Below are 26,702 nucleotides of genomic sequence, written 5' to 3'. Positions count from 1 at the left end.
CCGAATCGGCACATTACCTTTGGAATTGGACCGAATTGGCGCCGGTGCGATCCGCCCGCGGCCGACGTACCAAAGCGGCTCCGGAGCACGCGGCCGGGTCACTCCGGCTCCGGCGCGGCATTCCGCCAACGAGCCGTTAAGGACGTCGTCTAAGAACTATTCGGCATTCGTCCGGTCCCAGGGAAGGCTGGTTAACCATCGAACCCTTTGAACCGACGACATTTGCGTCGCGGTGCCCCCAGAGAGGTTTAGGAAAAGCCCCCGTTTTTCGTGCGCGCCGTATACGCGCAGTTTAACAGCACCGTTTATGACGGCAGGCAGACACAAAGCGTCTGGTGGGTTGTCATGAACTCGATCTGGAATCGTCTGTCCAACCGTCTGTTCCGCAGCATGGCGGCTTTCCGTCGCGATCGCGGCGGCAACGTTGCCATCACCTTTGCCATGGCGACGCTGCCGATCGTCGGCGCCGTCGGCTACTCCGTCGATTACAGCCACGCCAACAACGTCAAAGCAGCGCTGCAAGCCGCGCTGGATTCAACCGCGCTGATGCTGGCGCGCGACGCGGCCAGCTTGAGCGACACCGATCTCGACAGCAAGGCGTTGAAATACTTCACCGCGCTGTTCAACCGGCCTGAGGCCAAGAGCGTTGCCATCAACGCCACCTACACCACCACGGGCGGCTCGAAGGTCGTCGTCAATGGTTCGGTGTCGGTTCCGACCAACTTCCTCGGCATCATCGGCTACGACAACCTGACGGTCAGCGGCTCATCGACGACGGCCTGGGGCTCGACGCGCCTGCGCGTGGCGCTCGCGCTCGATAATACCGGTTCGATGGCCTACGATGACAAGATGACCGCTCTCAAGTCGGCGACCAAGAATCTGCTGACGCAGCTCAAGAATGCGGCTTCGACGAATGGCGACGTCTATGTGTCGATCATCCCCTTCGCGAAGGACGTCAATGTCGGAGCCAGCAACTATAACGCCAACTGGATCGACTGGACGGATTGGGACAACGACAATCAAACCTGCAGCGGAGGCGGCTGGGGCGGTGGTTGGGGCGGCGGCTGGGGCGGCGGCGGCGGCAGCTGCTCGGCGGCCAATCACAACACCTGGAATGGCTGCGTTACCGACCGCGGCCCGTCCAGTGCCCCCGGCACCTCGACCTGGGACCAGGTCGCGACGCTGCCCAACACCACGGCGATTTCGAAATGGCCAGCCGAGCAATACAATGCCTGCCCGGTCGCCATGAAGGGCCTGACCTATGACTGGACGGCGCTCAACAACCTTGTCGATTCGATGCAGCCCAACGGCGCGACCAACCAGCCGATCGGCCTTGTCTGGGCCTGGCAATCGCTGGTCGGCGGCGGACCGCTGACCGCGCCGGCGAAGGACTCAAACTATCAGTACCAGGACATCATCATCCTGATGTCGGACGGTCTCAATACGCAGGACCGCTGGTACGGCAACGGCTCCAACACCAGCACGGCCGTCGATAACCGCATGTACCAGACCGGTAACGGCTCGGGCACCTGCGCCAACATCAAGAACTCGGGCATCACGATCTACACGATTCACGTCAATACCGACGGCGATCCGACCTCCACCCTGCTGCAGAACTGTGCCGGCTCGAAGGACAAGATGTACGACGTGTCGAAGTTCTTCACTGTCACCAGCGCCAGCGGCATCGCCAAGGTGTTCACCGAGATCGGCACCAACCTGACCCAGTTGCGCGTCGCCCAGTAACGCCGCGCACGGCCCAAAAAAAAGAGCCCGGCGCATGCGCCGGGCTCTTTCTATTTCAGATCGCCTGTTGGGCTCAGCTTGCTCGAAACCTTACTTGGCCTTCGCCATCAGGTTTTCGAACGGCTTGTAGGTTTCCTTGGCGAGGGCCGAATACATTTCGCCGAGCTTGGTGGTTTCGGCGACGAAGCCTTCATAGGCGGCCTTGGCGTATTCGCTCTGCACTTCGATCGCCTTCTCCAGCGACTTCACGCCGAACAGCTTTTCGATGAGGGCGGTGCCTTCCTCGAAGGACTTCTTCGAGTAGTCGGCCAGTTCGGCCGCAATCGCCTGGGCGCTCTTGGAAACGTTGCCCACCGACTTCACGGCGAGGTCGATGTTTTCTTTGCTGGCTTGCTGGAATTCGTCAAAATTCTTGACCATGGTAATTCCCTTCCCGGCCGCTCCGGCGGCGCTTCCGATGAATGAATGACCCGGTTCAAACCGGGCTTGGTTTATATTTATAGTGCGCTGCACAATAAAGTCAAGCAACCTTTGTTGCAATGCAAAATTTACCACAAAATCATAGGCATAGATTAGGATTTTGGTAACGACGTTTGCCTAGCCTGCGCCGTTCAAGCGCCAAAGATGCGCTATAATTTTTCGACAAATCGAAGTAAGGCGGGACGTGGTCCGACGGGGTGTGGGAGGTGCAATGACGCGGCGAGACAGCAACCGCCAACGCTTGATGCGTTGGAGTTCTCTCGGCCTCGCCGTGATTGTGGCGGTCGCTGCGATCAGCGACAGCGCCGACGCCCGCTCGCGCAAAGCGCGGCACAAGCCTGCGGCGGCGAGCACCTATAGCCCCCCAACCGCCTCGATCGTCGTCGATGGCAACACCGGAACCGTTTTGCACGCCAGCAACGCCGACGCCATCCGTCATCCGGCTTCGCTCACCAAGATGATGACTCTCTATCTGCTGTTCGAGCGTCTGGAATCCGGCAAGGTCAAACTGACCAGCGACATGCCGGCATCAGCTCACGCCGCCGCGCAGGCCCCCTCCAAGATGGGCCTCAAGCCCGGCAACACCATCAAGGTGGAAACCGCGATCAAGGCGCTGGTGGTGAAGTCCGCCAACGACGTCGCCGTGGTCATCGCCGAATATCTCGGCGGCGACGAACCCAGCTTCGCCCGCATGATGACCGCCAAGGCGCGGGCGCTGGGCATGACTCATACGACCTACCGTAACGCCTCCGGCCTGCCGGACGACGATCAGGTCACCACCGCGCGCGATCAGGCCCTGCTCGGCCGGGCCCTGCAGGACCGGTTCCCCAACTACTTCCGCTATTTCAACACCCGCTCCTTCGCCTATGAAGGCCGGACCATTGGCGGCCATAATCGCCTGCTCGGCAGCGTCGATGGCGTCGACGGCATCAAGACCGGCTATATCCGCGCGTCCGGCTTCAACATCGTCACCTCGGTCAACCGCAACAATCGCCATCTCGTCGCCGCCGTATTCGGCGGCCGCACCGCGAGAGCGCGCGACGCCTTAGTGCGCGGCCTGATCGACAAGACCTACAACGTCGCGGCCGCCAAGCGCACGGCGCCGCCGGTGGCCGAGGGCACCGCCGTTGCCGAGATCAAGATGCCGGCGAAGCCGCCGACGCCGGTCGCCGACCCGCGTCCGGAAGACGTTGCCGCAAACGACAATCCCGATGTCGGTTCGACCGAGCCGATCAAGCCGAATGCGGTGAAGACCGTGCTGGTCCGATCCGGCAAGACGCAGATGGCTGCCCTGTCCGAATTGCCGCCGGCCGGCCGCGCGCTGATGCCGCCGCACGCCAAGCCGACCACCGTCAGCACCATTGCCACGGTGAAGAGCGATCTGCCCCCGCCACCGGCTGATGCCGGTCCCGGCATTCTCGGCACGCTGCCGGCCAAGCCCGTGCCGCAGCGGGTCGCCTCCGTCGGCGTCTCGGTCCCCGTTCCGGCGCCCGCGTCCGCGCCGGTTCAGGAAGCGATGGGATCGGCCAAGTCGCGCAGCGGCTGGATGATCCAGGTCGGCGCCTTCCCGGAAGAAACCGCGGCCAAGGAGCGGCTCGAAGCCGCGCAGACCAAGGCCAAGGCCCAGCTCGGCCAGGCCGAACCCTTTACCGAAAAGGTCGCCAAGGGTGAGCGCGCGCTGTTCCGTGCCCGCTTTGCCGGCCTCGATAAGTCCCAGGCCGAAGCGGCCTGCAAGAACCTTAAGCGCAGCGAAATACCTTGCCTGCTAATGAAGAACTAACCCGTCGGCTGTAAACGGGCGCCAATAATAACGTGGCGACGGCAAGTGACGCCGATCGTTACGGCGATAACAGGAAGCATCGAACGACAGGAGCCGCTGGTGATGTTGCGTTTGGAGAGCATCAGCGATGTCGGCGAAGCAGCGTTTCCTTGGCCTCGTTAATCCGGGCCGCGAGATACGTCGATCCCCCTTGGTCGGGATGAAATTTCTTCATCAGGGCGCGATGCGCCCGGGTGATGTCGCGTTCACGCGCGCCGGGTTCCAGGCCAAGGACCTGATAGGCCTCCTCGTCCGTCATTTTGGCAGTGCCCGGCGCAGCCCGCCCCGTTGCCGCGTCACCTTGCGCGTGTTCACGCCAAGCGGGATCCCGGCGGTCAAGATACGGCATCAATAGCGCTCGGGTTTCGTCGTCGGCTTCGGTGAGCAGCGTCACCAGCGCCTCGGTGTTCAGGTCGTCCAGTCCGCGGCCGGCATAGCGCCCGGCGAGCACCGTACCGCTCATGGCGCCGGTGTCGTGATCGAGGGTCATTTCGATATAGGCGGTGCGCACCCGCGACACCTGCCCCGCCGACCTGCGGGTCCGGGCGCTAAAGCCCGCCGGACCGATCCAGCCCAGCAATCCGAGCCCGAAGGCGCCGAGCGGGATGGCGATGAAGAGTTCGCCGCGCAGGCCCAGGAACGCCGCCATCCCGATGGCAATGAGGCCGCCGCCGGCCTTGAGAATGCGGGCGCCGACCTGCGGGTCGATCTTGGAAATGACGCCGAGCACCCACAGGGCGCCGAGCAAAATCAGAATGCCGAAAATGAGTGTGGGCATGTCAGCCGCTGAGTTGCGCGAGCAGGCGCTGCGCCCCGCCCGGCTGGCGGTTTGACAGAGCCGCGAGCGCTTTCATGCCGCCGGCGGCATAAGCGGCAACGGCACGCAGCAACTCGGCCAGCTGGTGCGCCGCGCCGGTATCGAAGCGGCCATAGGCGCCGCGCGATAGCCGCGCGATCTCGCGAAAGGCGTTCTCCGCCACCGGATCGCGGCCTTCCTGGAACATGAACACCGGCACGCCGAGCAGGCCCAATTCGCCGGCCGCGGCGGCCAGATCGTCGACCGCCTCTTCCATCGCGTCGCCGATATAGACCAGCGCCTGCACAGGCTGCGCCTTGTGCTCGTTGCGGGTGTGGCTGAGCACCTTGGCAATCTGGGTGTGGCCGCCCTGGCAGGCGATACGCGACATCAGTTCGGCGAGCCGCTCGCCATTGGCAACGAAAGCCGAGGCGCGACACTCGGCCATGCCACGGAAATAGACGAGCTGGATATCGAGGCCGCCGATCTGGGCCGCCTCGCGGAACATGTCGGCGGTGAGCGACTGCGCCGTGTCCCAGGTCGGCTGGCGGCTCATGGTGGCGTCGAGCGCGAACACCAGCCGGCCGCGCTTGCCAGCGGTGACGGCGGGCCCGAGCGATTTCACCTTGGTCAGAAAGGCGTCGATGTCGGCGCGCGAGGAGGTCGCGGGCGCAGTATCGGTGCCTTTACGGGTCGGCGTGGTCATGGGGGAACTGTACACCGTTTCGAGCGCGATTCCGGCAACAGCTAATTACGCCCGACCGCCCGCGAAAGCGGGCCAGCGACCGGTAACGTGCGACAAAATGGAAGGAGGCCTCAGGCCAGCAGGTCGTGGACCTGCAGCGGCTGATCCATGACCGAGTACCATTCGGCGCGGGCGGCGGCGCGGCGGCGGCCGTTTTCCGACATCGGCAGGCGCAGCGCGTTGAGGAGCCCGATGACTTCCTCGCGCGCGGTCAGGTGCGACATGTTCGGGCGCATGCCGAGGGTCTGCTCGTCGAGATCGTCGAAGGCGGTCAGGCCGCGCGGGAAGAATTCGCGGTAGACGACGCGCTCGGCGAAACCGTCGACGGCGCGGAAGCCCATGCGCTTGGCGAGTTCCTGAATGCCCTCGCCAACCAGCTTCTTGTTGCGCGAGCCGAGCGCCGACAGGCGGTTGCGCACCACGATCCAGTCGGTGAGCTTGCCGTCGACCAGCCGGCGCTGGCGGCGCGCTTCGCGCACCATCTCGGCATAGTGGCTTTCGCCAGTGACGGTGAAATTGGTCTGATCGATCTTCGCCAGCACGTCGAAATCGACGAAGCTGTCATTGAGCGGCGTCACCAGCGTGTCGGCCAGCGAATGGGCGAGCCGCATCATGTAAGTGTCGTTGCCGGGCGTGTCGATGATGACGACGTCATGCGTATGCTCGATCGCGGCGATGGCGCGCGAGAACGAAGCGAACTCGGCCGCCTCATTGGCCTCGACCGAATTGCCGTCGGCGCGCGGCACGCAATAATGCGTCGGCAGCTCGAGGCGAATGCGGGCGCGCTCGGCCCAGTCGCGGCGGTTCTGGATATAGTGGGTAAAGCTCTGCTGGCGCGAGTCCAGGTCGATGGTCGCGACCTTCTGGCCGGCCTTCATCAGGGCGACGGCAATATGCAGCGCCGTCGTGGATTTGCCCGAGCCGCCCTTCTCGTTGCCGAGCACGACGACGTGTGCAGACTGCGGTTTAGGATTGATTGGCTGGACCAACATCTATGCGTCCCTTACTGGGGCAATACTCGATGACCGATAGGGCTTTCGTCAAGTTTGCGGCAGTTTAACCATTAACCGGCGCGGTCGTTGTTCACCATGACGTGGCGGTTTTAACCGCGATTGACGACAAACCGCCGACAAGGCCATAACGCGGGCCGCCGCCGGAACCTTTTGACATGGCCGACAGACCGAAAATCCTCAGAACCGTCACATCGCTGCGCCGGACGCTCGAGCCATACCGGCGGGCGCGCCAGGCGCTTGCCCTGGTTCCGACAATGGGTGCGCTGCACGAAGGCCACCTCAAACTGGTGCGCGAAGCCCGAAAAAAGGCACGCCGCGTCGTGGTGTCGATTTTCGTCAATCCGACCCAGTTCGCGCCGACCGAGGACTTCGGCAGTTATCCCCGCACCTTCGACGCCGACGTCAAGGCGCTGGCGGCCCTGAAAGTCGACGCCGTATGGGCGCCGACCGCGGCCGAGATGTATCCCGAAGGCTTTGCCACCCGCGTGGCGCCGGAAGGCGCAGCCCTGGCCGGGCTCGAAGACAAGTTTCGCCCGCATTTCTTCGGCGGCGTCGCCACGGTGGTGACCAAGCTGTTCACGCAAGTGCGGCCCGACATCGCCCTGTTTGGCCAGAAGGACTACCAGCAACTCCGCGTCGTCACGCAGATGGCCAGCGACCTCGACCTCGGCGTCAAGGTGATCGGCATCCCGACCGTGCGCGAGAAGGACGGACTCGCCCTGTCGTCGCGCAATGTCTACCTGTCGGAAGCCGAGCGCGCCGCGGCGCCGGTGCTCTCGCGCGTGCTGAAGGCCTGCGCTGCGCGTATCAAGCGCGGCGAGCCGATCGAGATGGTGATGGAAGAAGGCGCCAGCGAAATTTCCCGCGCCAGCTTCAAGCTCGATTATCTCGAAGCGCGTCACGCAAAGACCTTGAAGCCCATCGCTTCGGCCAAGGACGGCCCAATCAGGCTGCTGGTTGCGGCGAAGATCGGCAAAACGCGGCTGATCGATAATCTGGGGGTGTGAACCTTCCTCGTCATTCCGGGCCTCGCTGATGCGAGCGCCCCGGAATGACAAACACAGCGGGTGGTTGCCACCCGCTCAATTGCTATACTGCCCGCCAACGACAGCCGGGGTTTGGGAGTTCACGCGATGGGGAAAGCACTTCAGGGCTGGATGGACGCGCATGGCCTGCCGGCGATCGCCGCCGCCGTGGTGACGATCATCGTGGGCCTCGCCCTTTTCCTGGTTCTCGGCGGCTACTGGCTGGCAGCGCCTTAAGAACCCGGCTGAACCGACCCGCCAACAAAGCCTTACAGCAACCCCAACTGCATCAGCTCGCGCCGCAACTCCTCGGGCATGTCGAGCGCGCCCTTGCCCATCTTGCTGAGGTCGCGCGGCGTTTCCTTATCTTCCAGATAGCGCCAGCCCTGAAAGGCGGCACGCGGGCGCGGCTCGACCGGAATGCATTTGGGATCGAGCACCAGCTTGCAGCGGTGGATGCCGTCCTTGTCGGTGAAGGGCCGCACGTCGAGGATCAACTCGCGGCACATGATCTGGCCCTTGATCACCCAATAGATCGAGCCGCCGTCTTTGAGTTCATTGGCGCGCTTGGGCACCATGCGCGTGGTGTGGATGCGCTCGGGCTTTTTGACGCCGCGCTTCTTCTGCGCCTTGATCTTGTCGTCGATCCAGCCTTGCAGATCGGCGATGGAGTCGGTCCCGACGGAGAGCTTGATGAGGTGAAGGGGCATTGTTGACTCGTGACTGACTAAGCGCCTTCCGCCGGCACAATCACCATCACCCGAGCGCCTTCGGCAATCTGCGAACCGGCGGAGGCCGCGATCTCGGCCACGGTGCCATCGAGCGGCGCGGTGAGCGTGTGCTCCATCTTCATCGCCTCGATGATGGCAAGGCGCTGGCCGCGCGCGACCGACGCGCCCTGCTCCACCAGCACCGCCAGAACCTTGCCGTGCATCGGCGCGCGGATCGTGCCGCTGCCGCCCTCCTCCGCGCCTTCCGCGAGGCTGAGATCGCGCGGCGCCAGCCTGGTCTGGCGGCCGCGGCGCAGAACATAGACCGCGTCAGCGGTCGCGATCGCCGTGGCATCGAGCGCGGGCGCGGCGCCCTCGACGCTCACTTTGGCCTCGCCGCCAACGAAGGCGACTTCGGCATTGAGGTGATGACCTTCGGCGATCAGCGGCACGATTAAACGCCGCGTGCCAGAAAGCTGGAAACCGTCATCGGCATCCCACGGCGAGTCATACCCGTCGCCGCGTTCCGCCAGACGATCGCGCTCACGTGCGACCAGCGCCTGTGCGCCGAACGCCACCGCTTCATGGTCGAGAGCCTGCGGCCCGGCGCCGAGTTCGGACAGGTGCGCGTCGATAAAGCCGGTGTCGAAGGCGCCGATGCAGAAATCGGGCGCGCGGACCAGGGCCGCCAGAAATCCGGCATTGCTGCGCGGGCCGATGACGACGGTGGCGTCGAGCGCGGTCGCCAGCCGGTCGAGCGCGGCCTCGCGCGTCTCAGCCTTGGCGATCAGCTTGGCGATCATCGGATCGTAGAACGGCGTCACCTCGTCGCCGCTCTCGACGCCAGTGTCGACGCGAAGACCTTCGGCTTTCGGAAATTCGAGCGCGATCAGCCGGCCGGTCGATGGCAGGAAGCTCTTCTCCGGGTCTTCGGCATAAAGCCGCGCCTCGACGGCATGCCCGTGAAGCGGCACCTCAGCTTGCGTCAGCGGCAGCGTCTCGCCATTGGCGATGCGGAACTGCCATTCGACCAGATCGAGGCCGGTGACGGCCTCGGTGACCGGATGTTCGACCTGCAGCCGCGTGTTCATTTCCATGAACCAGAAGCCGCCGCTCTTGAGGCCGCCCGCGCCGTCGGCAATGAACTCGATAGTGCCGGCGCCAACATAGCCGGCGGCCTTGGCGGCGGCCACCGCCGCAGCGCCCATCTCGGCGCGCAAGGCGGCGCTCATGCCGGGCGCCGGCGCTTCCTCGATGACTTTCTGATGCCGCCGCTGCAATGAACAATCGCGCTCGTTGAGATGAATGGCGTTGCCCTGCGTGTCGGCAAAGACCTGCATCTCGATGTGACGCGGCGCCGTGACGTATTTCTCGATCAGCACGCGGGCGTCACCAAACGAATTCTGCGCCTCGCGCATCGCGCCTGAGAGCGCGTCGTCAAAATCGGCATGGCGGTCGACGCGGCGCATGCCCTTGCCGCCACCGCCGGCCACCGCCTTGATCAGCACCGGATAACCGATCTCATAGGCCTTGCGCTTGAGAAGCGCCGGGTCCTGGTTGTTGCCGTGATAGCCGGGCACCACCGGCACGCCGGCTTTCTCCATCAGCGCCTTGGCGCGATCCTTCAGCCCCATCGCCTCGATGGCGGATGGCGGCGGACCGACGAAGACGATGCCGTTATCGGCGCAGGCTTTGGCGAAAGCCGTGTTCTCCGAGAGGAAGCCGTAGCCGGGGTGAATGCACTCGGCCTTCGCCGCTTTCGCCGCGGCGATGATGTTGTCGATCACCAGATAGCTTTGCGCCGCCGGCGCCGGCCCGATGAGATGCGCCTCGTCGGCAAGCTTGACGTGCAGCGCCTGCGCGTCGGCCTGCGAATAGACCGCAATGGTGCGCAGGCCCAGGCGTTTGGCCGTGCGCATGATGCGGCAGGCGATTTCGCCGCGATTGGCGATCAGGACGGACTTGAACATGCGGCGGACGGCCCCGGCTTTATCGGCGTCATGCCCGGCTTTGCCCCGGGCGCAACAACTATAGCCTAGCGCACCGGGGCAATGTCCGCCGGTTCATTCGCCGCCTGTGGACGCCGCGGCGGCACCGGGGTGCGCTCCGGCTGCGGCGGCGCCGGTGGCGCGCGGTCGCCCAGCGCCGCGCCCTGCGCGGCGACGGCCTGTCTGGCGTCGGCCGCTTCCTTCGACAAGGCCGGCTCGGCATTCATGATGCTGACCGGCGGGATCGAGGCGGCCGAGGGAAAATCATATTTCGACGACACCGGGCGCGGCTCGCTCGCGGCAACCGCCGGAGTCGGCAAAACCGGCACCACCTGAACCGGCGGCTGTGCCGACGCCACCGGCTTGTCTGCCGCGGCCGGCGCGGCGTTCCAGTGCACGGCGTGGCGCGAGACATACTGGTCGAAGGTGCGCGCCTTCAGGTTCGAGCGCAGCATGCTGGAGTCGGTCACCAGCGCAAAGCCGGTGCACTGTGCCGCCGAGCAGCCGTCGCGCTGGCTCATCACCTGCGCGGCGATGCCGAAACGATCGAGTTCGATGGCACGGCGGGTGGCGGCCAAGCGCGGCGCGAGCGCCGGCATGTCGCGGCCGTCGGCGAGCAGCGCCATGCGCGCGCCGATATAGGCGACGGCGGCGGCGGTGGCCTGTGGCGAACCGAACACCGCGGCCTCACAGGCCGTCTCAGTGGTATCGCCGGCCGCGGCGTCGAGACAGGCCAGCGCCGAACCGGGCGCCATGGCGCGTGCGGTGAGTTCGTCGCTGCGCGCGATGACTGCGCGCTCATGCGCGGCGCGGCGGTCGGCGCTCATCTGCTCGGCGAGCGCGAAGGCGGCCACACCGAGGCCCAGCAGCACGGCGAGCGGAGTGGCATAGCGGGCGAACAAGACGGACATGGTGACGCGGCCTAGCATAACGCTCTACCGACAGGGCAATGGTGGCGGCATCAAGGTCGGCACCTTCGTTCGTTTACAGCCCGCCCGGCGCGCGAAAGCCCGGGGCGATATCGCTGGCCGCCGCGAAGGCGCCCTTGGCCTCGATCGAGGTCATGGCCACCGTCGTTTTGAGATCGGTGACGCCGGCGCTGCCACCCGCCGCCAGCAACGCCGCCGCCATTTGCGTGTTGTCGGGCGCTTCCGCGACCAGCAGGAAATCGTAGTCGCCAAAGGTGACGTAGTAACCGATCAGCTTGCCGCCCACCTTGGCCAGCAGCCGCTGCACCGCCTCGGCGCGGTCCTCGGGCTTGACCAGCATGCCCTTGATGGCCTCGCGCGTGTAGCGCCCCTGCGTGATGTAGATCGGCATAACGTTGACTTCCCCGCGACGAAAACGATTCACGAGGTGCGACTATAGGGCAAAGCGGCAACACGCGCGCGAGCCAAGCCGGCGAAGTCCGGTGCAGGCCAGCTCAGATGCGCTCGAGCTGGCTTTCCTTGGCGACGCGCTCAAACGCCTCGACCGAACTCTTGATCCGGTACTGACGGTCCTCGCCGTCGGACGGCAGCACCTTGATCACCGTATAGGTGCCGCTGGCGGCGGCGCGGCCGAAGCTCGGCGAGGTGAAGTACACCGCATCGCCGACCTGATATTTGTGCGACGCCTTGGCTGGCGCCGCCTCGGGCGCCTCGACCGGCTGCATCGGCGGCGAGAAGGTGCGGATCATGCTGAGCGCGGCGAGTTCGCTCTCGGACAATTCGATCTTGTCGGTCTTGTCGGCCTTCTCGATCCTAGCAGCGCCCGGCTTGGTCGCGGCCGCTTTGCTCGGAGCGCTTTTGCCGAGACCGTTTTTGGCCTTGATCGCTTCCTTGGCCGCAGCCTTGGCGGCGATATCGGCCGCGATGCGCGACACCTGCTTGGCGACAACCTTCGAGGCCGACTTTTCGGCCGACTTGCTCATCGGCTTTTCCGCCGCTTTGGCGGCCGAAGCGACAGCCGGCTTCACCGGGGCCTTGTCGGCCGGCCGGGCAACCGCCTTGATGGCGGCCTTCTCGACCTTGGCGACGGTCTTGCTCGCCGGCTTGGTCTTGCTGACGGCGGCCTTGGCGGGAGCGGATTTGATTGGCGCGGATTTGGTCGACGAAGCCTTGGAAGCGGCCCGAGACGAACGTGCCGTCGCCCGGGCCCGCGACGACTTCGCGGTGCTCCCGGTGTTGCGGGTGCTCTTGGCGGTCTTTTTGACGTTCCGCCGGGTCGACTTCTGGGAGGTCCGTCCGGCGGCCTTGCGCGACTGTGTAGGCATATTTGTAATATAGCAGAATTTTTGCCCGGGGGGCGACATTTTTTGATGATTTAACTTAGGTATTTCAATCGTTTAAGCAATTACTTGGGGCGACCTGTATTGTTTTTACGCAAATACCGCAGACCCGCCCGCAGCGCCCGCCCGGACCGCCGGGACGGCCCCCTGCGTACCGCCAGAGACGGCCCGGACCCTGCACGATGGAACTTTTACCGGCCCAGACCGTTCGTTAGCCGGGAAATCGGGGGCATACGCTTCCAGGGACGGAGAACACGTCATGCGACTTCTGTTGGGCATCATTCTCGGCGCCGCACTCACCATCGGCGGCGCCTATGTCTACGACAGCTCCCATGCCGGCAGCGCCAGCAATGACGGCACCCTCACCGCCGAACGGCCGATGGTGAACTGGGATGTCGTCGGCGTGAAATGGCGCGACCTGAGCGAAGGCGCCAAGCAGCAATGGCACCGCGTCACCGCCAATATCCAGCCCGACAAGGCGACGCGCGCCAACTAGCGCCACCCCACCACACGTCAAAAGCCCCGCCGGACCGGCGGGGCTTTTTTTTATTCTGGTCCGCACACACGCGGCACGGCAGATGTCACGCCGACCGCGCGAACGGAGCGACGCTGATCGCAGCGCCGATGGCGCGGCGATCGAGCGTGGTGCCGTCATCGCCTTCGATCGATAACGCAACCCTGCCCTGCTTGCGCAGATGGCTGGCCCACCACAGCGCCTCGTCCATCGACATGAATTCCTTGTAGAGCACGCGCTGCTTCTCGAGCGGCGAGAGATCGGGTGCGCCCTGCGGGCCGCTATAAACACGATAAGTCATGCGTTTTCCTCCGTGAGCCGTCGCCCCCTACGATCACCATTCTAATCGGTGTTCCGTCTGTGAAAACGTCGTCACGCTTGTTCAAGTTCCGCGATGCAGGCATGCTCAACTGCATCACGAAGAGGAAACAACATGCGGGCTTGTTACTATGACGATATCGGCGCGGCGCGTGATGTGCTGCGCACAGGCGATGTGCCGACACCGGAATGCGGACCGGGGGAAGTCCGCGTCAAGCTCGCGACCTCGGGCGTCAATCCGGTCGATGTGAAAGTACGCGCCGGACGCAAGCAACCCTGGCCGCGCATCATCCCGCACAGCGACGGCGCCGGCACCATCGATCAGGTCGGCGATGGCGTCGACAAGAAGCGCATCGGCGAACGCGTGTGGATCTGGAACGCGCAGTGGAAGCGGCCGTTCGGCACCGCCGCCGAATACGTCGCCCTGCCCTCGGCGCAGGCCGTGGCGCTGCCCGACAAAGTGAGCTTCGCCGAAGGTGCCTGCCTCGGTATTCCGGCGATGACGGCTTTTCATGCCGTCGAGCTCGCCATGCGCTCCGGCAAGACGTTGCTCGTTTCCGGCGGCGCCGGCGCGGTTGGCCATTACGCCATCCAGTTCGCCAAGCTCGCCGGCGCGACCGTGCTGACCACGGTCTCGTCGCCCGAAAAGGCGAAGATTGCCAAGGAAGCCGGCGCCGATCATGTCATCGATTACAAGACGGAGAATGTCGGCGACCGCGTCATGGCGCTGACCGACAAGCGCGGCGTCGACGCGGTGGTCGAACTCAACATCACCGCCAATGCCAAGCTGCTGCCGACGGTGCTGCGGCCCAAAGGCAGCGTCATCGTCTACGGCATTGCCGGGCCCGACTTGTCGCTGCCGGCGCAGTTCCTGCTGTCGAACGCCATCGGCATCCAGTTCTTCCTGGTGTTCGAACTCGATGCTGCCGAGCGTGCCCGCGCGGTCAGCGGTATCGGCGCCGCACTGGCCCAGGGCAAGCTGATCCACCGTGTCGATCCGCGCCAGTTCGGGCTCAACGATACCGCCGCCGCGCATGAGGCGGTGGAGCAAGGCGCGAGCGCCAAGATCGTGGTCACCATCTGATGACGACGCCATGAGCCCGAGCGCGCCCGCAACCGTCATTGCGTTGCGCACGGCGACGATCGCGCACCTGTTCAGTTCGCTCGATCCCTCGCCGTTCAGGCAGAAGGATCTCGACGCCGGCGTCGAGGAATTCATCGCCGGCTGGGTGCGCGAACTGCCGGCGGCGGAGGCTTTTGAAATCGTCGTCCACTTGCCGGAAAGCGAGGCGGCCAAGCCCGACGCCGCGCGCATTCCTGAAGCCTTCGCGCATTATTTCACCGACCGTGCCATCCACGCCGAGCAGGAATTGCGCGAACTGTTCCGCCTTGGTCGGCGCTTCCTCGGTATCGGCATTGTGGTGCTGATCGGCTGCCTGACGGCGAGCCAGATCGCCGCCGCCATTATTCCCAACAAAGTGGCAGCGCGGGTGCTGGAGGAAAGCCTGATCATTGTCGGCTGGGTCGCCAACTGGAAGCCGATCGAAATCTATCTGTACGATTGGGTGCCGATCCGCCGTCGCATCAATCTGTACCGGCGCATGGCCGCCGCGCCGATCCGGGTAAGCGCCGACTAAAGCGCAATTGAAGTTGATCGACACGGAGGTGCCCGCCCTGTCAGGCCCCATAAAAGCGGGGCATCCAGCAAACGCCCCAAGCAAAGCTGACGCGCTCTAGCTTTCCAGGGGCGCCACCGCGGCGTCGACGAAGCCCGCGGCATCGAAGGCGCGGCGGACCAGACCGTTCGTCTTCGCCTCTTCGATGAGCGCACGCGCGAGCACCAGCGCGCCGGGCCGGCCCGGTGGCACCGCGACGCCGATGCCGGTCTGCTGAAACTGGCCCGGCAAAATGCGCGCGCCGGGAATGCGTGGCAACAGGCCGGCGAAGGAGTCATGCGATAGCGCGAAGGCGTCGGCCTCACCGCGCTGCGCCATCGCCGTCATGAGTTCGACGCTTGGCACTTCCTCGACCATTGCCAGCGGCGCGGTGCGCCGAGCCGCGCGCGCTGTCGTGGTGTTGGCGATGGCGACGATGCGGATGCCCTCGCGGTTGACGGCCTCGATGGTGAAGATCTCCGAGCCGGCCGGCACCAGATACGTGCTGCCCATCAGATAGAAGGACGGGCCGAAGGCGACGCGCGCCTCACGCGCCGCATCGCGCGGCATGAAACCGATGTCGCAGCGGCCTTCGGCAATGGCGTCGGTGAGCTGGCCGGAATTGGGAAATTCGGTCAGCGCCAGTGGCACGTTCAGCAGCGCCGCAAAGCCGCGCAGCAGATCGACGGGCACCCCCTGCACCGCGCCGTCGTCACCTGTCGTGGCAAATGAAATGGATTTGGCCGGCGCGACGACAACGCCGCCGCGCAAGGTGCCGGCGGGAGCGAGAGATTGGAGGTGCTGAGTGTCGATCATGCCCGAGGTTTATCGGCCCGCGGCGGCCATGAAAAGCCTTGCGGCCTGTCATTCCGGGGACGCGCATCAAAACGTGCGGACCCGGAATGACGGACGCTAGAACTTCTCCACCCACGGCCGCAGCTCGACTTCCAGACTCCAGGCATTACGCGGCTGCCTGAGGACCTGCATATAGGTTTCGGCAATGGCGTCGGGATCGAGAGTCGCGTCGGGCTTGGCCGGATCGGGCGGGCGGCGCACACTGCGAATGCCGCCGTCGATAACAAAATGAGCGACATGAATGCCCTGCGGGCCGAGTTCGCGGGCGAGGCTTTGCGCCAGGCCGCGCAGCGCGAACTTGCCCATGGCGAAGGGCGCCGATTGCGCATAGCCCTTCACCGAGGCGGACGCGCCGGTGAACAGCAGCGCGCCCTCGCCTTTCGGAAGCATGCGCCTGACGGCCTGCTGCGCGACGAGGAAGCCGCCGAAGGCGGTGATCGCCAGCGTCTTCTCGACCTCGACCGGATCGAGATTGATGAGCGGGCCGCGCACCCGGTAGCCCGGATTGTAGACGACAACATCGGGAGTGAGACGGGCGGCGTCGAGATCGTCGAACAGCTTGCCGACGTCGTAGGCCTGCGCCGCGTCGCACTCGAAGGTCCGCGCGCCGGTGGCGTCGGAGAATTCCCTGAGCTTCTGCGGCGACCGCGCGGCGAGCGCGACCTGCATGCCATCCTTGAGCATGAGCCGCGCGAGCGAGGCGGACAGGCCGGAACCGGCGCCGACGATGAGAGCGGAGGTGTGTTTCATGAGGCCCTTTTTATGCCGCTGCCTGTCTTGGTTGAAAAAGTGTAGCCCGCATGGAGCCAAGCGCAATGCGGGAATATCTCGGTTCGTCAATCCACGCCCCGCCCTCATCCTGAGGAGCGGCCATAGCAGGCGCAGCCTGCACAGACTTGGCTGCGACGGCCGCGTCTCGAAGGATGGGGCGGCCCACCCGATCTCGGGTAAACCCGAGATCGGGCATGTTATCACGCAAGTCGGCTAAAGCCGACTTGCGATGGTTCGAGACGCGCTCCTGCCGGAGCGCTCCTCACCATGAGGCCTGCCTCCTAAATTTCCGCGTCCGAGCGGACCACCGCAACAACCTCGAACTGGTCCTTGTCGTCGTCGCTCTTGGCATAGGCGTTGAGTTCATCGCGCGCCTTGGCGATCGCCTCCTCCGGTGTCCAGCAGCCGGTCACCTCAAGGCTGTCATCCTCGCCATCTTCGAGATAGCGGATGAAGACTTCCCAATCGTGACCGGGCGGTTTTTTGGGGCGGGAGGGCATTGCGAAGGTTCACGGGTTACCGGAGAATAACGACGAGGGGCGGCGGAAGCGAAAGAAACGGCAACTACGCATCGCTGTCGCCCCCAACACTCACCTGCAATCCATCAAAGAGCACGCCATGGCAACGATCGCTGAGGTAAACTGGTGGCGTGCCACTGAAATTCCGCTGACCGAGTCTGACTGGCGCAACATCATATTGTATTGCAGCGGAAGCAACGAAGTGTGGGATTGGAAAAATTCGATATACTTCATACGTCTCGGGCCTCCTTATCAAATTGCATACGACAAGGACGACAGTCCGCTAATCTATATCGGCAGAGGCAGCATAGCGCAGCGCTGGTCTTCTCATCGACAATGGCTGGAGCCGCTCGGACGCACTCTTCCCAACGCTCGTTATGAAGTCTGGGCGTTCGACGACGCGCGCTGCATAGACATTGAAGCCAACGCCTTGAATCTATTTTTAGACGCATACGGCCGCATACCGCTTGCCAATCGAAATCGGCCCGGATCAACGAAAGTGAAATATGTTTATGACAACATGTTCACTCAAGTTGCTGCTGGCGATCGTCGGTACTGGTGGTCAATTCGACCAACGCACCCTGACGTTCAAGAATACTATGACCGCGGCCGATCTAAAGACGACTGACGAAATTAACCCATTTCAAGCCCTCACATCCTGAAAACCCCAAACCTCGTCTCCGGCACCGGCGCGTTGAGCGCCGCGCTGAACGCCAAAGCCAGCACGCGGCGGGTTTCCGAGGGCGCGATGATGCCGTCGTCCCATAACCGCGCCGTCGCGTAATAGGGATTGCCCTCTTCCTCGTATTGCTCGCGGATCGGCGTCTTGAATTCCTCTTCCTCGATCTCGCTCCACTTGGCCCCGCCGGCTTCGATATTGTCGCGCTTGACGGTGGCGAGCACGGACGCCGCCTGCTCGCCGCCCATCACCGAGATGCGCGCATTCGGCCAGGTGAACAGGAAACGCGGCGAGTAGGCCCGGCCGCACATGCCGTAATTGCCGGCGCCGTAGGAGCCGCCGACGATGACCGTGATCTTCGGCACCTGCGCGCAGGCGACCGCGGTGACCAGCTTGGCGCCGTCCTTGGCGATGCCGCCGGCCTCGTAATCGCGGCCGACCATGAAACCAACGATGTTCTGCAGGAACAGCAGCGGAATGCGGCGCTGGCAGCACAGCTCGATGAAATGCGCGCCCTTGAGCGCGCTCTCCGAGAACAGGATGCCGTTATTGCCGAGGATGCCGACCGGCATGCCGTGGATGCGTGCGAAGCCGCAGACCAAAGTGGTGCCGTAAAGCTGCTTGAACTCGTCGAACTCCGAGCCGTCGACCAGACGCGCGATGACCTCGCGGATGTCGTACTGCTTCTTGAGATCGACCGGGACAAGGCCGTCCAGCTCGGCGGCGTCATAGAGCGGATCGCGCGGCGTCTCGATCGCGATATCGACATCCTTGCGGGTGTTGAGATTGGCGACAATCCGGCGCGCGAGGCTGAGCGCATGATGATCGTCCTGCGCCAGATGATCGGCGACGCCGGACTTGCGCGCATGCAGGTCGCCGCCGCCGAGATCCTCGGCGCTGACCACCTCGCCCGTCGCCGCCTTCACCAGCGGCGGGCCGCCGAGGAAAATGGTGCCCTGATTCCTGACGATGATGGTCTCATCCGACATCGCCGGCACATAGGCGCCGCCCGCCGTGCAGGAGCCCATCACCACGGCGATCTGCGGAATGCGCAAGGACGACAAAGTCGCCTGATTGTAGAAGATGCGGCCGAAATGCTCGCGGTCGGGAAACACCTCGGTCTGGTGCGGCAGGTTGGCGCCGCCACTGTCGACGAGGTAGACGCAAGGCAGCCGGTTCTCGCGCGCGATCTCCTGGGCGCGCAGATGCTTCTTCACCGTCATCGGGTAATAGGTGCCGCCCTTGATGGTGGAATCGTTGCACACGACCATGCATTCGCGGCCCTCGACGCGGCCGATGCCGGCGATCATGCCGGCGCCGTGAATGGCATCGTCATACATGCCGTTGGCGGCGAGCGGCGCGATTTCGAGAAAGGGCGAACCCGGGTCGATCAGGTTCATCACCCGGTCGCGCGGCAACAGCTTGCCGCGGCCGACATGGCGCGCCCGCGCCTTCTCGCTGCCGCCCAGGGCGGCCTCGGCGCGCCGGGCGTGCAGTTCCTCGAGCAGCACCCGCATGCGGGCGGAATTACCGGCAAATTCCGGCGATGAAGCATCGATCGCCGATTTCAGGACCGTCAAAGCTGCGCCTCCCCGGCGGCGGAATCGCCGGCCGTCTTGTCATGCGCGGCCAAGGTGCCCCGGCTGGAACAGCAAGGCAATGGAGGGCGGAACGCGCGGGCGCGCCGCCGCGTTGACAGTGCGGAAGCGCCCGTTCGGGGCCGCCGCAGAGGACCGTGATGACCCCAACCCCGCTCCTGATGTCCGCCGCTCTGGCCTTTGTCCTTTCCACGGCCGCCGCCGGCGCCCAGACAAACGATGCACCGCCCGAGCCTGCTGCCGCGGCGCAGCAGAACGCCCCGCCCGCCAAGATCGCGCCGCCGATGAATGCCGGCGAGCGCAAGGACGGTCGTCCCGAGACCAGCAGTCAGGCGCCGCGCAAGCCGGGTCTGTCGGATGACAAGGGCAAAAAGCCGCTACGCCTCACGCCCGATGATCGCATCGACGGCCACGGCAACGGCGCGCTTGCGAACTCCACGCGGTGACGGCGCGACGCTGCGACTCTTTAGTCGCGCTCAACTGCAAAGAATCGCGCCGGTTCCCGGAACGCTCAACTTGTTACGTCCGTTGTCCTTGCGTGTTCGGTAGCAAACCGGAACCCATTAAATGTTTCACAGGAGGATGACCATGAAGACGCTCACCACTTTGACGGCCGTTGCCGCACTCGTCGCCGGCATGTCGATCGCTCACGCGCAGACCATTACCAACAGCGGCACGACCGCCAACCCGTCCAGCCCCAACGCCGCACCGGCGAACGATGGCAGCATGAGCAAGAGCGGCACGCAGTCGCCGGCCACTGCCGACATGCCGGCCGCGACCGGTTCGCGCACGACCACCGGCAGCGGCGCCTCGAGCACGGTCGACCCGAAAGACAAGGGCACCGAAAATGGCAAGCTCAAGGCCAAGGATCTGAAGTAGCACCCCGTCATCTCGATGAGGCAACTGAAGCCCCGCGTCTGCAAGGACGTGGGGCTTTTATTTTGAGACAGCACCCTCGGTGGAACGTCCCGCGGGGATTGCGCGTTGTCTTGATGAGCTTCACGACAGGACAAAGGGAACCATCATGAACAAAGATCGCATTGAAGGCTCGATGACGCAGGCCAAAGGCAAGGTGAAGGAAGTCGCCGGCAAGGTGACAGGCGACGCCAAGCTGGAAACCGAAGGCCACGCCGATCAGGTCAAGGGCAAGATCCAGAACGCCGTTGGCGGCGCCAAGGACAAGCTCAAGGAAGCGCTCGACAACTAACAGGGCAACAAGCCCGCACGCTGACGAAAGCCCGGTGCGAACGCGCCGGGCTTTTTGTTGGTGCTGTCATCAAACATCCGGACGCAGATCGGCGATCACCGGCAGATGATCGGACAGCGTGCGCGCGCTGCGATCGACGAAGCTGCGCAGCAGCGCCGCGCGCGGCCGGCAATAGATGCCATCCAGCCGCAGCAGCGGAAATGCCGCGGGGAACGTACGGAAGCGCGTGCGGCCGGCCAGAATGCGCGACAGGACACCCCGCACCGACCCCGGCCAGAACCAGTCATTGAAATCGCCCACCACCACGGCGGGGGCATCGCCAGCGGCGAGTTCGATGAGCATGCGCGTCTGACGGCGGCGCTCGCCGATACTCAGGCCGAGATGGGTCGCCACCACCGTCAGAGGCCCGAATGGCGTCTCGAGTTCGGCGCGGATGGCGCGGCGCGGCTCGCGCTCGCCAAAGGAAATATCGCGGATCTCATGACTCCGGAGCGGGAAGCGCGAGATCAGCATCTGCCCGTAGTCGCCGTCGGCGCCTGTCAGCGATTTGGCGCCGATGCCATAGAGACCGACAGCCCCTTTGAGATACTCGAATGGATTGGTGCCGTCGGCCAGAGCACGGCGGGAGTCGACTTCCTGCAGCGCGACGACGTCCGGGTCCCAGCGGCGGATGAGATCGGCGACCCGCACCAGATCGAAGCGCGGATTACGCCCGAGCGTACCGTGGATGTTCCAGGTCATGACACGGACGCTGTTCGCCCGCTCTTCATCTCCCCTCACCGTTCAGCGCCCCCAGTAGCGCGTGACGACCACTTGAACGCCGATCGACAGCGCCACCCAGGCCCCCACCGCCAGCACCAGCGCGGCAATATCGAACGGCGTCGGCGATGTCATGATGCGGGCGAACTGGTTGCCGACCGCCGAGATCATGATCAGGCCCGGCACCATGCCGATCACGGTGCCGGCCATATAGTCGAACACCGGAATGGCGCTGGCGCCGGCCGCCAGATTGACTACGGCGAACGGCGCCACCGGCACCAGCCGGATGGCGGCAATGGATATGACGCCCCGTGAAGCGATCTTCTGGCGAATACGATTGAGCTTTGGCCCAAGTAAGTCCTGCACCGTGCGTTTGCCGATCGCCGCGCCAATGGCATAGGTCGTCAAGGCGCTGGCCAGCGCGCCGGCGAAGGCATAGGCGAAGCCCGTCCAGGGTCCGAAGGCCGCCGCCGTGGCGGCGATCAGCACGGTCACCGGAAACATCAGCGAGCCGGCAATGACGAAGCTGCCGATCACCACGAGCGGCGCCCAGCGGCTGCCGGCAATTTCGCTGAAGGCTTCCTTGACCGACTTGGGATCGGCGAGCGGAACGAACTGCCAGGCCATGGCCAAGGCGAGAATGACCAGACCCGCGGCCACCACCTTGAGCACGGTCGAATAACTGCGGGCGGGCACATATCCCCCAAACATGTTGCTGATGAATTCTTCGGCGCCGATGGGCCGTTCCGGATCGGCCACGCCCTCAATGAAGGAGAAAGCCTCGGACGACGACGCAGGATCGTCCACGATCGGCTTCAGGCTGTGGCCATTGCGCTTTAGCGCCCGCGCTGTCTTGACCAGCGAGCCATCATTTTCTGCCACGGCCTTGGCGACCTCGTCCGTCGTGGCGCCGCAGTGATCGCCGATCAAGGTGTCACGCAGTCGAACCACGGCGCGGCGTTGTTCGTCGCTGTCGGCGACAACGACCAGATCGCACTCGGTGTCGGTGCCCATCGAACGGTTGTTGAGATTGGCCGAGCCGACACGGATGATCCGGTCGTCGACCACCATCACCTTGGAATGCACCATCGTGTTGACGCTGGCGCCGGCAGCCTCGACCTGCGGATACAGCAGCGCGACGCGCTCTTCCGGAAATTCGCTTAAAGCTGCGGCAAAGCGCGCACGGCCGGAGCGCATGCTCTGCGCCTCAAGCCACGACACATGCGTCTGCGGCGATACGATCAGCGCCTCGAGTTCGGGCCGCTCGCGCAAACGCGCGGCCAGCCGCTCAGCGACCGGCAGCGCAGTGAGAAACTGGTTCTCGATATAGACGGCACTTTCGGCGGCATCGATCATGTCCAGAAACAGCTTCTCGACCTCGCGCGCCTCTTCTTGGCCATCGAAGCGCGGCTCGGTGCGCGATATGCCGATATCAGTGTCGGTGAAGTCAGGCTTGACGTCGTCAGGCCACGGATCGCCGCCGCACACCACCGCTGCGACCTCTTCCGATGCTGCGCAAGCCCAGCGGCTGCGCAGCAATTCGCTCAGCACACCGGCGGCATCGCCATCGACCACCATCTGCACGTCATGAAAAGGATCGTAGGGCTTGCCGGCCGGATCGACGCGATGCGTATCTCCCGGCATGTGGGAACAGGTGTCCCAGCGGCGAATGGTGATGTCGAGGCCGCCCGAGAACGCGACCTTGTCGTCGATGGTCACCAGCTTCTGGTGCTGTGAGGAGCCGACCGGCACGCAATCGTCGAGGCAGAAGCGGATATTGTGTGGTGTGCTCCATTGCAGCCTTGCCGTCGGAAACGGATCGCGTTCGCCGGCGTAGAGCACCGAGAAATCCCACAGCAGCAGCCGGATTTCGAGTTCCGGCTTCTTGGCCACCAGGGCGGTGAGAAACTCGGCGAAGGTTTCGGGATAGCCGTCATCGGCACGGCAATCCGGTCCCACCAACCGCGTCTGGCTGTGGATGTCCCAGCCGGCGATCAGGATCGAGCGCTCGGCCTTGATCATGGCGCTGCGCACCGCACCGAAATAATTGGCGGCGTCGATCAGCATCGAAGCGCGATTGGCGCGCGCAATGCGCCAGACGTTGTGATCCGGTTTGAGCAGCATGTATTGACCCCGCGTGAAGGCCATGGAACCCGAACGCGGGTTCCGCCTTCAGCTCATGTCAACGCATGATTGGAACTTTGGTTTCGGCCGCGGCGCGCCGCGTCAGGCAACTTTCACGCCGCGCACCAAGGGCCAGTCCGGCTCATTGTGCTGCAGGACCCAGGTTTCCTTCATGGCCGCGTCGTACCATTCCCTCCAGGCGGGCGTTGCCCTCACCGCGTCCATGTAGGCTTTGGTTGCGGCCGACACCGGCAGACCGTAATTGTGGAAACGCGCCACGACCGGCGCATACATCGCATCGGCATTGCCGAACTGCGCCCCGAACAGGAACGGCCCGCCCTGCCCGTACTGCGCGCGGCACTCGGCCCAGATGGTCTCGATACGCTTCATATTGGCGATGACCTCATCCGGCATCGGTCGCGGCTTCGGCGGCAGCCAGAGATTCATGGTGCAGTGCTGACGCAACGCCTGGAAGCCGGAGTGCATTTCGGCAGAAACCGAGCGCGCTCGAGCGCGCGCCTGCGCATCCGAGGGCCACAAATGCGCATCGGGAAATTTCTCAGCGAGATATTCGACTATGGCGAGCGAGTCCCAGACCGCGAAATCGCCGTCATGCAGGATCGGCACCTTGCCTGCCGGCGAGTATTTCAGGATCTGCTCGGCGCTGCCCGGTGCATAGAGCGGGATCAGAATTTCCTCGAAGGCGATGCCGGCCGCCTTCATGGCGATCCACGGCCGCATCGACCATGACGAATAGTTCTTGTTGCCAATTACCAGTTTGAGAGCCATGGCTTGTCTCGCTCGCTCGATATGTTCGATCAATGCGCGTCGGCGCGGTGAACGTCAGGCCAGTCCACCTCATCCTCGGCGAAGAGCCACGGCTCGGCAATGCCGGCGGCGGTCCAGGCCTGATACGCCGGCAGTGCCATCACCGCGTCCATATAGACGCGGGTGCCGGGCGTTACGTCGACAGCGTAAGTATGGAAGCGCGACACCACCGGCGCGTACATGGCGTCGGCGTTGGTGAACGCACCGAACAGGAAGGGGCCGACCTTCTCTGCCTTGACGCCGAAGCGGGCGCGGCAATCCGCCCACAGCGATTCGATGCGGCGGACATTGTCTTTGACCGCTTCCGGCAGGTCGCGCTTCATGACGCGGCGGGCGAAGTTGACCGGCAGGTGGTTGCGCAAGGCCTGGAAGCCGGCATGCATCTCATTGGCGACAACGCGCGCATGCGCGCGCGCCGCGGCGTCCTTCGGCCACAGACCGGCATCGGGGAATTTCTCGGCCAGATATTCCAGGATCGCCAGCGACTCCCAGACGCGGATATCGCCGTCAACCAGCACCGGCACCCGCCCCGAGCCGGACACGGCCGGCACGATGGTGCGGAAGTCTTCGCTTTCAAAGGGAATGAGCTCTTCGTCGAACGCAATGCCGGCCGCCGTCATGGCGATCCAGGGCCGCAGCGACCAGCTCGAATAGTTCTTGTTGCCGATGATCAGCGTCAGCGCCATTGCGTCCCCTTCTGACCGGATTCGGGCGGCATGGTGCGGAAGCATCTCCATAGCGGCAAATGAATTTTGGCGATACCGGCCAGCAGCGAATTTGATCGGTCGGCGGTGGCCGTCAATCCTTGAGGCTCAGCTTTTGGCTTCCGGTGCCTCGACCGGGCCGCCCTGCTTGGTCCAGGCACCGAAGCCGCCGCGGATGTGGGCCACGGGCTTCAGCCCCATGCGTTGCGCCGTCTGCGCGGCTAGCGCCGAACGCATGCCGCCGGCACAGAAGAACACGAACTTCTTGTCCTGGCCGAACACCGGTTTGTAATAGGAGCCGTTCGGATCGATCCAGAACTCCAGCATGCCGCGCGGACAGTGGAAGGCGCCCGGCATCTTGCCTTCGCGCTGCAGTTCGCGAATGTCCCGAATATCGACAAAGACGACATCGTCGCGGCCGGCGAGCTTGATGGCGTCGGCGGTGTCGAGGGTCTCGATCTCGCGCTCGGCCGCCGCGCAAAGCTCTTTATATCCGATGGTGATATTCTGCGGCATCGTCCGGATTTCCCTGTTCGGCCACCACGCTCGGCCGTTACAATGCCGGTGTAACGGAACGGCGACATTGCGACAAGCGCACCGCCGCCACGCGGGGACCGGATTGCCATGGTGTCACTGAACCTGCCGGACGCGCTCGCGCTCGGCCTCTTCCTCACCGCCTGGATCGGCTACTCGATCGTCATCGAGAAAACCGCTCACGGCGGGCGCAGCCTCAATTCGCTGATGCATATTTATCGCGATCAGTGGATGAACGAATTGCTGGCGCGCGAGATTCGCATCGTCGATTCCCAGGTCACCGCGGCGCTGCAGAACGGCACGGCGTTCTTCGCCTCCACCAGCCTGATCGCCATCGGCGGCGCGCTGACGCTGCTGCGCGCGTCCGACGAGATCGTGCATGTGATGGGCATGCTGCCGTTCAGCGTGCCGAACACGCCGGAGATGTGGCAGGCCAAGATCGTTGGGCTGTCGGTGATCTTCGTCTACGCCTTCTTCAAGTTTGCCTGGTCGTACCGGCTGTTCAATTATCTCGCCATCATGGTCGGCGCCGCGCCGCCCCATACGCAAAAGGACAGCGAAGCGGCCCGCATCTTCGCGCATCGCGGCGCGCGGCTGTGCGAGGACGCCGGACGGCAATTCAACCGCGGCCAGCGCGCTTTTTTCTTCGCGCTTGGCTATCTCGGCTGGTTCCTCGGCCCGATCGAACTGGCGCTCACCACCATCGGCGTGGTGATCGTGATGTGGCGGCGGCAGTTCGCCTCGCCGTCACGCCGCGCCTTCGATGCGGACCCGGCCTGATCCAGCCCGGCATTTCAGGCGCGCGCTAAGCCATGCCCATCAGCAGCGCGACCGCGGCGACGATGGTGATGCCCAGCGCTGCGGCCACTGCGGTGATGACGCGCTCGCCCCAATGGGCACTCAGGCCGAAGTCGTCATAGAAATCCGCCGCGTCGGTCTTAGACGGACGCAAAGCGGGCACCTTTTTGGCAGCCATTGCGATTCCCCTTGTGTTGAAGGCATCACGCGGAAAAAACACGCGGATGGTGCTCGAGAACGCTGACGCGCACT

The 26,702-nt window shown here is 64.5% G+C and carries 32 protein-coding genes; 12 read left to right on the top strand and 20 right to left on the bottom strand.

The window, feature by feature from the left end:
• Window positions 1–345 precede the first annotated feature (345 nt).
• Complete coding sequence (locus DXH78_RS13585) at window positions 346–1,743, top strand: TadE/TadG family type IV pilus assembly protein (RefSeq protein ID WP_115517536.1); 1,398 nt, start codon at window positions 346–348, stop codon at window positions 1,741–1,743.
• A 90-nt stretch (window positions 1,744–1,833) separates the two neighbouring features.
• Here the strand turns inward: DXH78_RS13585 and DXH78_RS13580 are convergent, their stop codons facing one another.
• Window positions 1,834–2,163: a phasin family protein gene (locus DXH78_RS13580; RefSeq protein WP_115517535.1), complete on the bottom strand. Its 330-nt coding sequence runs from the start codon at window positions 2,161–2,163 to the stop codon at window positions 1,834–1,836.
• Window positions 2,164–2,467: 304 nt separating this feature from the next.
• Here DXH78_RS13580 and DXH78_RS13575 point away from each other — a divergent pair, with 304 nt between their 5' ends.
• Window positions 2,468–4,003 (top strand): serine hydrolase, encoded by a 1,536-nt coding sequence (locus DXH78_RS13575; protein ID WP_245416814.1) that lies wholly within the window; start codon window positions 2,468–2,470, stop codon window positions 4,001–4,003.
• A 121-nt stretch (window positions 4,004–4,124) separates the two neighbouring features.
• Here the strand turns inward: DXH78_RS13575 and DXH78_RS13570 are convergent, their stop codons facing one another.
• The 3 genes from DXH78_RS13570 to DXH78_RS13560 form a co-directional block, all read right to left on the bottom strand.
• Window positions 4,125–4,820 carry a DnaJ domain-containing protein gene (locus tag DXH78_RS13570; protein WP_115517533.1) on the bottom strand — a complete coding sequence of 232 codons (696 nt, stop codon included), beginning with the start codon at window positions 4,818–4,820 and terminating at the stop codon, window positions 4,125–4,127.
• A 1-nt stretch (window position 4,821) separates the two neighbouring features.
• Window positions 4,822–5,544: a vWA domain-containing protein gene (locus tag DXH78_RS13565; protein WP_115517532.1), complete on the bottom strand. Its 723-nt coding sequence runs from the start codon at window positions 5,542–5,544 to the stop codon at window positions 4,822–4,824.
• Between the two features lie 110 nt (window positions 5,545–5,654).
• Window positions 5,655–6,575: a division plane positioning ATPase MipZ gene (locus DXH78_RS13560; RefSeq protein ID WP_115517531.1), complete on the bottom strand. Its 921-nt coding sequence runs from the start codon at window positions 6,573–6,575 to the stop codon at window positions 5,655–5,657.
• Between the two features lie 176 nt (window positions 6,576–6,751).
• Between DXH78_RS13560 and panC the strand changes: the two genes are divergently transcribed.
• Window positions 6,752–7,603: a pantoate--beta-alanine ligase gene (gene panC, locus DXH78_RS13555; RefSeq protein WP_115517530.1), complete on the top strand. Its 852-nt coding sequence runs from the start codon at window positions 6,752–6,754 to the stop codon at window positions 7,601–7,603.
• Window positions 7,604–7,729: 126 nt separating this feature from the next.
• A complete protein-coding gene (locus DXH78_RS20260) occupies window positions 7,730–7,858 on the top strand; it encodes a hypothetical protein (protein ID WP_283805625.1) in 129 nt (42 codons plus the stop codon).
• 32 nt (window positions 7,859–7,890) lie between these two features.
• On the opposite strand, the gene DXH78_RS13550 is transcribed toward DXH78_RS20260, so the two are convergent.
• From DXH78_RS13550 to DXH78_RS13530, 5 genes are all read right to left on the bottom strand, one after another.
• Window positions 7,891–8,331, bottom strand: coding sequence for a DUF1489 family protein (locus tag DXH78_RS13550; RefSeq protein WP_115517529.1), 441 nt, complete (start codon window positions 8,329–8,331; stop codon window positions 7,891–7,893).
• 17 nt (window positions 8,332–8,348) lie between these two features.
• Complete coding sequence (locus DXH78_RS13545) at window positions 8,349–10,301, bottom strand: acetyl/propionyl/methylcrotonyl-CoA carboxylase subunit alpha (protein ID WP_115517528.1); 1,953 nt, start codon at window positions 10,299–10,301, stop codon at window positions 8,349–8,351.
• A gap of 65 nt (window positions 10,302–10,366) precedes the next feature.
• Window positions 10,367–11,230, bottom strand: coding sequence for a hypothetical protein (locus tag DXH78_RS13540; RefSeq protein ID WP_147292643.1), 864 nt, complete (start codon window positions 11,228–11,230; stop codon window positions 10,367–10,369).
• Between the two features lie 73 nt (window positions 11,231–11,303).
• Window positions 11,304–11,639, bottom strand: coding sequence for a GYD domain-containing protein (locus DXH78_RS13535; protein WP_115517526.1), 336 nt, complete (start codon window positions 11,637–11,639; stop codon window positions 11,304–11,306).
• 103 nt (window positions 11,640–11,742) lie between these two features.
• Window positions 11,743–11,973 carry a hypothetical protein gene (locus tag DXH78_RS13530; protein ID WP_115517893.1) on the bottom strand — a complete coding sequence of 77 codons (231 nt, stop codon included), beginning with the start codon at window positions 11,971–11,973 and terminating at the stop codon, window positions 11,743–11,745.
• An 874-nt stretch (window positions 11,974–12,847) separates the two neighbouring features.
• Between DXH78_RS13530 and DXH78_RS13525 the strand changes: the two genes are divergently transcribed.
• A complete protein-coding gene (locus tag DXH78_RS13525; protein ID WP_115517525.1) occupies window positions 12,848–13,084 on the top strand; it encodes a hypothetical protein in 237 nt (78 codons plus the stop codon).
• 85 nt (window positions 13,085–13,169) lie between these two features.
• Here the strand turns inward: DXH78_RS13525 and DXH78_RS13520 are convergent, their stop codons facing one another.
• Complete coding sequence (locus DXH78_RS13520; RefSeq protein ID WP_115517524.1) at window positions 13,170–13,403, bottom strand: hypothetical protein; 234 nt, start codon at window positions 13,401–13,403, stop codon at window positions 13,170–13,172.
• 132 nt (window positions 13,404–13,535) lie between these two features.
• Here DXH78_RS13520 and DXH78_RS13515 point away from each other — a divergent pair, with 132 nt between their 5' ends.
• Together DXH78_RS13515 and DXH78_RS13510 are read left to right on the top strand one after the other, a co-directional pair.
• The gene (locus DXH78_RS13515; RefSeq protein ID WP_115517523.1) at window positions 13,536–14,504 is read left to right on the top strand and encodes an NADPH:quinone reductase; all 969 of its coding nucleotides are present in this window, start codon (window positions 13,536–13,538) and stop codon (window positions 14,502–14,504) included.
• A 10-nt stretch (window positions 14,505–14,514) separates the two neighbouring features.
• Window positions 14,515–15,057 carry a hypothetical protein gene (locus tag DXH78_RS13510; protein ID WP_115517522.1) on the top strand — a complete coding sequence of 181 codons (543 nt, stop codon included), beginning with the start codon at window positions 14,515–14,517 and terminating at the stop codon, window positions 15,055–15,057.
• Between the two features lie 96 nt (window positions 15,058–15,153).
• Here the strand turns inward: DXH78_RS13510 and DXH78_RS13505 are convergent, their stop codons facing one another.
• The 3 genes from DXH78_RS13505 to DXH78_RS13495 all read right to left on the bottom strand — a co-directional run bounded on the left by DXH78_RS13505 (window position 15,154) and on the right by DXH78_RS13495 (window position 17,201).
• Window positions 15,154–15,891, bottom strand: coding sequence for a transporter substrate-binding domain-containing protein (locus tag DXH78_RS13505; protein WP_115517521.1), 738 nt, complete (start codon window positions 15,889–15,891; stop codon window positions 15,154–15,156).
• Window positions 15,892–15,987: 96 nt separating this feature from the next.
• Window positions 15,988–16,680 carry an SDR family NAD(P)-dependent oxidoreductase gene (locus tag DXH78_RS13500; protein WP_115517520.1) on the bottom strand — a complete coding sequence of 231 codons (693 nt, stop codon included), beginning with the start codon at window positions 16,678–16,680 and terminating at the stop codon, window positions 15,988–15,990.
• A gap of 302 nt (window positions 16,681–16,982) precedes the next feature.
• On the bottom strand, window positions 16,983–17,201 hold the full coding sequence (locus tag DXH78_RS13495; protein WP_115517519.1) for a hypothetical protein: 219 nt from the start codon (window positions 17,199–17,201) through the stop codon (window positions 16,983–16,985).
• A gap of 118 nt (window positions 17,202–17,319) precedes the next feature.
• Here DXH78_RS13495 and DXH78_RS19665 point away from each other — a divergent pair, with 118 nt between their 5' ends.
• Window positions 17,320–17,847: a hypothetical protein gene (locus tag DXH78_RS19665; protein ID WP_147292642.1), complete on the top strand. Its 528-nt coding sequence runs from the start codon at window positions 17,320–17,322 to the stop codon at window positions 17,845–17,847.
• A gap of 23 nt (window positions 17,848–17,870) precedes the next feature.
• Here the strand turns inward: DXH78_RS19665 and DXH78_RS13490 are convergent, their stop codons facing one another.
• Entirely contained in the window at window positions 17,871–19,478 is a 1,608-nt protein-coding gene (locus tag DXH78_RS13490; RefSeq protein ID WP_115517518.1) for a carboxyl transferase domain-containing protein, read from the bottom strand.
• Window positions 19,479–19,636: 158 nt separating this feature from the next.
• On the opposite strand from DXH78_RS13490, the gene DXH78_RS13485 reads away from it, so the two are divergent.
• The 3 genes from DXH78_RS13485 to DXH78_RS13475 all read left to right on the top strand — a co-directional run bounded on the left by DXH78_RS13485 (window position 19,637) and on the right by DXH78_RS13475 (window position 20,703).
• Window positions 19,637–19,942 (top strand): hypothetical protein, encoded by a 306-nt coding sequence (locus tag DXH78_RS13485; RefSeq protein ID WP_147292641.1) that lies wholly within the window; start codon window positions 19,637–19,639, stop codon window positions 19,940–19,942.
• A 142-nt stretch (window positions 19,943–20,084) separates the two neighbouring features.
• Window positions 20,085–20,375, top strand: coding sequence for a hypothetical protein (locus tag DXH78_RS13480; RefSeq protein ID WP_147292640.1), 291 nt, complete (start codon window positions 20,085–20,087; stop codon window positions 20,373–20,375).
• Between the two features lie 145 nt (window positions 20,376–20,520).
• The gene (locus DXH78_RS13475) at window positions 20,521–20,703 is read left to right on the top strand and encodes a CsbD family protein (protein ID WP_115517515.1); all 183 of its coding nucleotides are present in this window, start codon (window positions 20,521–20,523) and stop codon (window positions 20,701–20,703) included.
• Between the two features lie 69 nt (window positions 20,704–20,772).
• Here DXH78_RS13475 and DXH78_RS13470 read toward each other — a convergent pair whose 3' ends face one another.
• The 5 genes from DXH78_RS13470 to DXH78_RS13450 all read right to left on the bottom strand — a co-directional run bounded on the left by DXH78_RS13470 (window position 20,773) and on the right by DXH78_RS13450 (window position 25,634).
• Window positions 20,773–21,444 (bottom strand): endonuclease/exonuclease/phosphatase family protein, encoded by a 672-nt coding sequence (locus DXH78_RS13470; protein WP_115517514.1) that lies wholly within the window; start codon window positions 21,442–21,444, stop codon window positions 20,773–20,775.
• Between the two features lie 42 nt (window positions 21,445–21,486).
• Complete coding sequence (locus tag DXH78_RS13465) at window positions 21,487–23,586, bottom strand: VTT domain-containing protein (protein WP_168192807.1); 2,100 nt, start codon at window positions 23,584–23,586, stop codon at window positions 21,487–21,489.
• A gap of 102 nt (window positions 23,587–23,688) precedes the next feature.
• On the bottom strand, window positions 23,689–24,375 hold the full coding sequence (locus DXH78_RS13460; RefSeq protein WP_115517512.1) for a glutathione S-transferase family protein: 687 nt from the start codon (window positions 24,373–24,375) through the stop codon (window positions 23,689–23,691).
• 29 nt (window positions 24,376–24,404) lie between these two features.
• A complete protein-coding gene (locus tag DXH78_RS13455) occupies window positions 24,405–25,100 on the bottom strand; it encodes a glutathione S-transferase family protein (protein WP_115517511.1) in 696 nt (231 codons plus the stop codon).
• Window positions 25,101–25,226: 126 nt separating this feature from the next.
• Window positions 25,227–25,634 carry a rhodanese-like domain-containing protein gene (locus DXH78_RS13450; RefSeq protein ID WP_115517510.1) on the bottom strand — a complete coding sequence of 136 codons (408 nt, stop codon included), beginning with the start codon at window positions 25,632–25,634 and terminating at the stop codon, window positions 25,227–25,229.
• A 108-nt stretch (window positions 25,635–25,742) separates the two neighbouring features.
• Between DXH78_RS13450 and DXH78_RS13445 the strand changes: the two genes are divergently transcribed.
• Window positions 25,743–26,432: a DUF599 domain-containing protein gene (locus DXH78_RS13445; protein ID WP_115517509.1), complete on the top strand. Its 690-nt coding sequence runs from the start codon at window positions 25,743–25,745 to the stop codon at window positions 26,430–26,432.
• 25 nt (window positions 26,433–26,457) lie between these two features.
• Here the strand turns inward: DXH78_RS13445 and DXH78_RS19920 are convergent, their stop codons facing one another.
• The gene (locus tag DXH78_RS19920; protein ID WP_168192806.1) at window positions 26,458–26,628 is read right to left on the bottom strand and encodes a hypothetical protein; all 171 of its coding nucleotides are present in this window, start codon (window positions 26,626–26,628) and stop codon (window positions 26,458–26,460) included.
• Window positions 26,629–26,702 lie beyond the last annotated feature (74 nt).

It is taken from the genome of Undibacter mobilis (genome assembly GCF_003367195.1).
Classification (GTDB): Bacteria; Pseudomonadota; Alphaproteobacteria; order Rhizobiales; family Xanthobacteraceae; genus Pseudolabrys; species Pseudolabrys mobilis.
The sequence above is the reverse complement of the archived record's forward strand: the minus strand, read 5'-3'. Positions and strand labels throughout refer to the sequence as shown.